The organism is Mesoflavibacter sp. CH_XMU1404-2 (assembly GCF_037029465.1).
In the GTDB taxonomy this organism is placed as follows: domain Bacteria; phylum Bacteroidota; class Bacteroidia; order Flavobacteriales; family Flavobacteriaceae; genus Mesoflavibacter.
In genome coordinates, this window is the sequence record NZ_JAYMEM010000030.1 from 120,190 (window position 1) to 127,205 (window position 7,016).

Below are 7,016 nucleotides of genomic sequence, written 5' to 3' on the forward strand. Positions count from 1 at the left end.
TTTTGCATATTGCTAACCTTAACTAAACTTTTAACTAACAATTTAAAATAATTATGAAGAAATATCTTCTTTCAATCTTCACGATGATTGTACCAATAATCACGTTTGCACAAGATAGTACTGCAGAAAAATTTGACGCTGTATTTAAAAAATATACAGGCTGGTTTGTAGAAGGAATATTTGCAGAAATACCTTTTACTGATGATATTCAAATTCCTTGGGTTCTATTTGTGTTAATAGGAGGAGCATTATTCTTTACAATATACTTTAAATTTATCAATTTTACTGGATTTAAAACAGCAGTAAAAGTTGTTCAAGGAAAATACGAAGACATAGAAAAGCATGGTGTAGATACACTTTACGGTGATCAAACACCAGGTGGAGATGTTTTTGAAACAATAAGAGATGAAGGAGCAGATGGGGAAGTGTCACACTTTCAGGCATTAACCGCAGCATTATCTGCAACAGTAGGTTTAGGTAATATTGCTGGTGTAGCGGTAGCTTTATCTATTGGTGGACCAGGAGCAACATTTTGGATGATTGTTGCAGGTCTTTTAGGTATGGCTTCAAAATTTGCAGAATGTACACTTGGTGTAAAATATAGAGATGTAGGTGAAGACGGAACAGTTTACGGTGGACCAATGTATTATTTATCTAAAGGTTTAAAAGAAAAAGGTGCTGGTGGCGTTGGTAAAGTATTAGCAGTAATCTTTGCTATTTTTGTTATCGGTGGATCTTTTGGTGGAGGAAATATGTTCCAAGCCAACCAAGCAGCTGCACAGTTTACAAAATTATTTGGTTTAACTGGTGATAATGCAGGTATGTACTTTGGTATAGTAATGGCTGCATTAGTGGCAGTTGTTATTATTGGAGGAATTAAACGTATTGCCTCTGTTACAGAAAAAGTTGTACCATTTATGGCTGGTATTTATGTGTTAGCAGCATTAATAATTTTATTTGCCAACTTCACTTTAATAGATGATGCTTTTGCTTTAATCTTTGAAGGTGCATTTTCTGGATTAGGAATAGCAGGTGGTTTAATTGGTGTTATGATACAAGGTGTACGTCGTGGTGCATTTTCTAATGAAGCTGGAGTTGGTTCTGCAGCAATTGCACACTCGGCTGTACGTACAAAATATCCTGCAAGTGAAGGTATTGTTGCGTTATTAGAACCTTTTGTAGATACAGTTGTAATTTGTACAATGACGGCTTTAGTAATTATTATCACAAACTTTGGTGGTGATGAGTCTGCAGTTAGCGGTACGTTTATGCAATACGGTGTAGAGGTAAAAGAAGGTGTAGAAATTACGGCAACAGCATTTGATAGTGTGATTCCTCACTTCTCAATTGTATTAACTATTGCGGTAATCTTATTTGCATTTAGTACAATGATATCTTGGTCTTACTACGGTATGCAAGGTTGGGCTTTCCTTTTTGGAAAAGGAAAAGTAACAGATTTAATTTATAAAATCTTATTCTTATTCTTTGTAATTGTAGGTGCATCTATTAGTTTAGGAGCGGTAATCGATTTCTCTGACGCCATGATTTTTGCAATGGTGGTGCCAAATATTATTGGTGTAGTTATGTTATCTCCAATTATTAGAAAAGAACTTAAAAAATACATGAACGCTATCAATAAAAAAGAAGATGCTTTAGAAGATGGAGCAACAGACTTGGTTGACGAAATGTAAAAAACATATTAAAATGAATATCAAATCCCATTTCACGTTTTCTAATCAACAAAGAAATGGGATTTTTTTATTGTTGCTACTCATTATAATAATCCAGTTGTTTATCCATTTTGGATCAGACTATTTTTTTAAAACTGAAGTCATTTCTACAGAAAACAATAAAGAATTATTGGCTTTTACCGCTCAAATCGATTCTTTAAAACAAGTCGAAATAGAAAACAGAAAGCCTAAAATTTATCCTTTTAACCCAAACTTTATAACCGATTATAAAGGATACACTTTAGGAATGTCTCAAGAAGAGATTAATAGACTGCTTCAGTTTAGAAAACAAGACAAATGGATTAATTCAGTTGCACAATTTCAAGAGGTAACTAAAGTTTCAGATTCTTTACTAAATCAAATTTCGCCTTACTTTAAATTTCCAGATTGGGTCACTAATCCAAAGCCAAAAAAGTATACGCAAAACTTTTCCGCGAAAGCGAAAGAAAAAACTTCTGCACAAAAAATAGATATTAATATAGCAACCGCAAGTCAGCTTCAAAAAGTATACGGAATTGGCGAAGCACTTTCGGCAAGAATTATAAAATACAGAACAAAAATAAATGGGTTTTATGATTTGATAGAACTTACAGAAGTTTATGGTTTGTCGCCAGAAGTTATAGAAAATGTCAAGCTTGATTTTGAGGTTAAAACTCCAAGAAAAATAAATAAAATTTCTCTAAACAAAGCAACAAGAGATCAGTTAGTGACGATTATATATATTGATTACGAAGTGGCTCACAATATTATAGAACAAAGAACATTGCGCGATGGTTTTTCTAGCTTAGAAGATTTGAAAAAAGTTAAAGGTTTTCCGCTTAAAAAATTTGATATAATTAAGTTATCTTTACAGCTCAATTAAAAAAACTAACAAGCTATGGAGAGTATGTACTTCACTGAAGAACATCAATTATTTAGAAACAGTTTACGCGATTTTTTACAAAAGGAAGTCGTGCCACATATTGAAAAATGGGAAAAAACTGGTACTATAGAGCGATTTATTTGGAATAAATTTGGAGAAATGGGCTTTTTAGGAATCAGTTACCCTGAAAAGTACGGCGGATTAGACTTAGATATCTTCTACATGATTATTCTTTTAGAAGAATTACAGCGTGTCAATTCTGGTGGTTTTGCAGCTGCTATTTGGGCGCATACTTATCTTGCAATGACGCACCTTAATGCAGAAGGTAGCGAAGCAATTAAAGAAAAATATCTATCGGCAAGTATCGCAGGAGATATGATTGGTTGTTTATGTATTACAGAGCCTTTTGGTGGAAGTGATGTTGCTGGAATGAGAACAACCGCTGTTAAAAAAGGAGATACCTATGTTATTAATGGTTCTAAAACGTTTATTACTAACGGAATTTATAGCGATTACTTAATCGTTGCTGCAAAAACTAATCCAGAGTTAGGAAATAAAGGCATTAGCATATTTTTAATAGATAGAGATACACCTGGTGTATCTGCAACTAAGTTAGATAAATTAGGTTGGCGTGCCTCAGATACAGGTGAAATAGCATTTGATAACGTAACTATTCCTGCATCAAATTTAATGGGAGAAGAAAATAAAGGCTTCCCGTACATTATGCAACACTTTGCTTTAGAGCGTTTGATTATGGGTGTAAATGCACATGCTAGAACACAATATGCTTTAGAGTACACTTTAGAATATATGTCAAATCGTGAAGCGTTTGGTAAAACTATTGATAGATTTCAAGCATTAAGACATAAAATTGCAGAACACTACACAGAGTTAGAATTGTGTAAGACATTTAATTACAACATTGCTTTTAGATTAGATAAAGGCGAATACGTAGTTAAAGAAGCAACTATGTCTAAATTAAAATCCACTAAAGTTGCAGACGATGCTATTTATGATTGTTTACAGTTTTTAGGTGGTTATGGTTATATGGAAGAATATCCTTTAGCAAGATTGTTCCGTGATAGTCGTTTAGGACCAATTGGTGGAGGAACCTCTGAAATATTAAGAGAAATAATAGCCAAAATGGTCATTGACGGTAAAGACTATAAGCCAGCTACAAAGTGAAAAATGTCCCATTATATGAAATTATCTTACTTAAAACACAGTCTTAAATTAATTGTATTTTTAATAAGTATCACCGCTTTTTCTCAGCACGAGCTTAAAAACAAAGTTGTAGACTTTGTAAACCTGTTACCTATAGAAAATGCAAGTGTTTATGTTCAAAATACAACCATAGGTACAGTAACCAATGCAGATGGTAAGTTTGTGCTTTTAGTACCAGAAGAAATGGTTAAAGATACTTTAGTAATTTCTTCAATAGGTTTTAAAAGTTATAAAGTGCCGGTTGATGAGTTTGATAATTCATTTGAAGTTTTTCTTGAAGAAGATGTCGCAACTTTAGAAGAAGTGGTTTTAAATGCAACACCAAGACCAAAAACAGGTGACAGTATTGTGCTTCGTGCTTTAGAGCGTTTAGATAGAAATTTTCCATCACAAGCTTATCTTCAAAAAGGATTCTTAAGACATAAAGAGCGAAATAAAAAACAGTTTAAATGGCTAATTGAAAGTGCGATTACCGTTTACGACGATACAACGTATGGTAATGGTGAAACTGATAATCTAAAAATAAACGTAGACGAAGTAAGAAAAAGTTACGATTTAAGAGATGTAGATAGTCTTTTTGCATATTCAACGTATTTAAAATATAACGCCAACGTTAATTTAAAACCTAAAAACTTAAGAAGAGATACTATAAAAACATCATCTCTTGTTAAAGCAATTAAATGGAATGACACCAGAGTAAACGGGTTAGAAGGTTTATTTAAAGGTAAGTTGAATTTAGTAAGAAACTCAAAAAGTCCGGACGCCTTATTTGGAGAAGATGTGCTTGCTACGCACAAATTTAGATTAGACACCATATTGGTAGATAACGAACGTAAGATTTATAAAATACAAATAGATAAATCAAGAGAATACGTAGGTTTAGATACCGAAGGTATTTTTAACGAAGGTTACAACGCTAAAGGATGGATATATATTTATTGGGATAATTTTGCAATAAAAAAGATAGAATACGATTTAGTAGCCGCATCTCCAGCTCAAAAAACAAGAAGTAAAAGATTATTTGATACACAGACCAACCATAAATTAGTGATTAGTTATATGGAGTATCAAGACAAGATGTATCCTAACTACATTTATTACGAAACACCAAAATTGGTTAACGTAGGTTTAAAGAATGATCAAAACTTAACCGAAGAAGAACAAGAACGCTACAATAAAGAAGAACGTTTTTATTACACAGTACAAGAAATATTATTTACCGAAATAATTTTAGACGAAGAAAAACTATCGCAAGTAAATACAGCAAATTGGGATCCAGATATTTTTGCAAAGAAACCTTATCATAAATCATTTTGGGATAGCTACAATACCTTATTAGAAAGTGAAGAAGATGAGCAACTTATCAAGGATCTAACTAAAAGATCTTCACTCTATAATAAAAATTAAAAGGTAAAAAATAAAGAGGTTAAAATATTTTTCAATAAAAGTTGAAATATTTAAAATACTTTCTATATTTGCAGACCAAAATTTTAAAAGAGAGGAGGTTAAGACACTATGTTAATAATTCCATTAAAAGACGGAGAGAATATAGAAAGAGCGTTAAAACGTTACAAACGTAAGTTTGACAGAACAGGAGCGCGTAAAGCTTTATACGAGCGTAAGCAATTCGAAAAGCCTTCAGTTGTTAAAAGAGCACAAGTTCAAAAAGCACAATATATTCAAAGACTAAGAGATCAAGAGTCAATCTAAGTTTCTAAGTCAAAAGATATTAAATCCCACTTAAATCAAGTGGGATTTTTTTATGTTCAAAAATTAATAGTGTATATTTATAGTTCATCTTAAAAGTATGTTGTTACATTCATTTCTTGATTATTTACTACTCGAAAAAAACTATTCAGAGCTTACCATAAAAGCTTATGGTAAAGACATACAATCGTTTCTGGATTTTTTAAAAGAAGAATATAAAGATGAAAACCTAAAAGAAGTTAACTACGCTCAAATAAGAACTTGGATTATAAAAATGGTTAATCAAAATATTTCTAACAGAAGTATTAACCGAAAAATTTCATCTTTAAATAGCTTTTTCAAGTTTTTAATTAAAACAGAACACATTAAAATAAACCCATTAGTTAAGCATAAAGCCTTAAAAACTAGCAAAAAAGTACAAGTTCCTTTTTCTGAAGAAGAAATAAATTCTGTATTAAATAAAATAAGTCACGCAAATAGTTTTGAAGGTTTAAGAAACAAACTTATTATCGAGCTTTTTTACGCTACAGGAATAAGAAGGGTAGAACTTATCAACATCAAGTTAAAAAACATAGATCTTGAAAGTAAAACTGTTAAAATACTAGGTAAAAGAAATAAGGAGCGTGTAATTCCGTTGTTAAATATGCTTGTAGAAAGCATAAAAATGTATTTAGAAAAACGAAAGTCTTTAGAAGTAATAGAAGATAAAGATTATTTACTGTTAACAGCTAAAGGTGTTAAATTATACGAAACACTTGTTTATAGAATAATCAATGAGTATTTTAGTCTAGCTTCAAGCAAAGTAAAAAGAAGTCCACATATACTCAGGCATTCGTTTGCAACGCACCTATTAAACCAAGGAGCAGAGCTTAATGCGGTAAAAGAACTTTTAGGGCATTCGTCATTAGCAGCAACGCAAGTATATACACATAATAGTATAGCAGAGCTAAAAAAAGTTTACGCAAAAGCACATCCAAGAAGTAAGAAGGACTAATTGTTTAACCAAAAATTAATTCTCATGGAGGTAAACACACAAGCAGTTAATTTTAACGCAAAACCACAGTTACTAGAATTTATTCAAAGAAGAATGAATAAGCTAGAGCAATTTTATGACAAAGTCATACAAACAGATGTCTATTTAAAAGTAGAAAACACAAATAATAAATCAAACAAGATATTTGAAGCCAAGATAAATATACCAGGAGATAGTTTAGTAGTCAAAAAGCAATGTAAAACATTTGAAGAAGGAGTAGATACAGCAATTTCTTCTTTAAAAAGACAGCTTCAAAAGCGAAAACAAAAATTAAGAGCACATTTTTAAAATATTTCTTAAAAAATGTTTTGAATAAAAAAATAAATATATACATTTGCAGTCCGTTAGAAATAGCGGGCTTTTTTTGTAGTGTAAAAAAAGCAAAAAAGCCGATGTAGCTCAGCTGGCTAGAGCAGCTGATTTGTAATCAGCAGGTCGTGGGTTCGAGTCCCTCCATCGG

Annotated in this window: 7 protein-coding genes and 1 tRNA gene; all 8 read left to right on the forward strand. The window is 31.7% G+C overall.

The features are described from left to right. Nucleotides 1-53 precede the first annotated feature (53 nt). The 8 genes from WA327_RS14250 (at nucleotide 54) to WA327_RS14285 (ending at nucleotide 7,016) form a co-directional block, all read left to right on the forward strand. Nucleotides 54-1,691: an alanine/glycine:cation symporter family protein gene (locus WA327_RS14250; RefSeq protein WP_336070841.1), complete on the forward strand. Its 1,638-nt coding sequence runs from the start codon at nucleotides 54-56 to the stop codon at nucleotides 1,689-1,691. Nucleotides 1,692-1,704: 13 nt separating this feature from the next. Beyond that, complete coding sequence (locus WA327_RS14255) at nucleotides 1,705-2,592, forward strand: helix-hairpin-helix domain-containing protein (protein WP_336070843.1); 888 nt, start codon at nucleotides 1,705-1,707, stop codon at nucleotides 2,590-2,592. Nucleotides 2,593-2,607: 15 nt separating this feature from the next. Then, a complete protein-coding gene (locus WA327_RS14260) occupies nucleotides 2,608-3,777 on the forward strand; it encodes an acyl-CoA dehydrogenase family protein (RefSeq protein ID WP_336070845.1) in 1,170 nt (389 codons plus the stop codon). A 15-nt stretch (nucleotides 3,778-3,792) separates the two neighbouring features. Further along, nucleotides 3,793-5,223, forward strand: coding sequence for a carboxypeptidase-like regulatory domain-containing protein (locus WA327_RS14265; protein ID WP_336070847.1), 1,431 nt, complete (start codon nucleotides 3,793-3,795; stop codon nucleotides 5,221-5,223). Between the two features lie 108 nt (nucleotides 5,224-5,331). Continuing rightward, nucleotides 5,332-5,526, forward strand: coding sequence for a 30S ribosomal protein S21 (rpsU, locus tag WA327_RS14270; protein ID WP_027880448.1), 195 nt, complete (start codon nucleotides 5,332-5,334; stop codon nucleotides 5,524-5,526). Nucleotides 5,527-5,623: 97 nt separating this feature from the next. Next, nucleotides 5,624-6,517, forward strand: coding sequence for a tyrosine-type recombinase/integrase (locus tag WA327_RS14275; protein ID WP_336070848.1), 894 nt, complete (start codon nucleotides 5,624-5,626; stop codon nucleotides 6,515-6,517). 24 nt (nucleotides 6,518-6,541) lie between these two features. Beyond that, nucleotides 6,542-6,844 (forward strand): ribosome hibernation-promoting factor, HPF/YfiA family, encoded by a 303-nt coding sequence (hpf, locus tag WA327_RS14280; protein ID WP_336070850.1) that lies wholly within the window; start codon nucleotides 6,542-6,544, stop codon nucleotides 6,842-6,844. A gap of 100 nt (nucleotides 6,845-6,944) precedes the next feature. Further along, nucleotides 6,945-7,016 (forward strand) — tRNA-Thr (locus WA327_RS14285).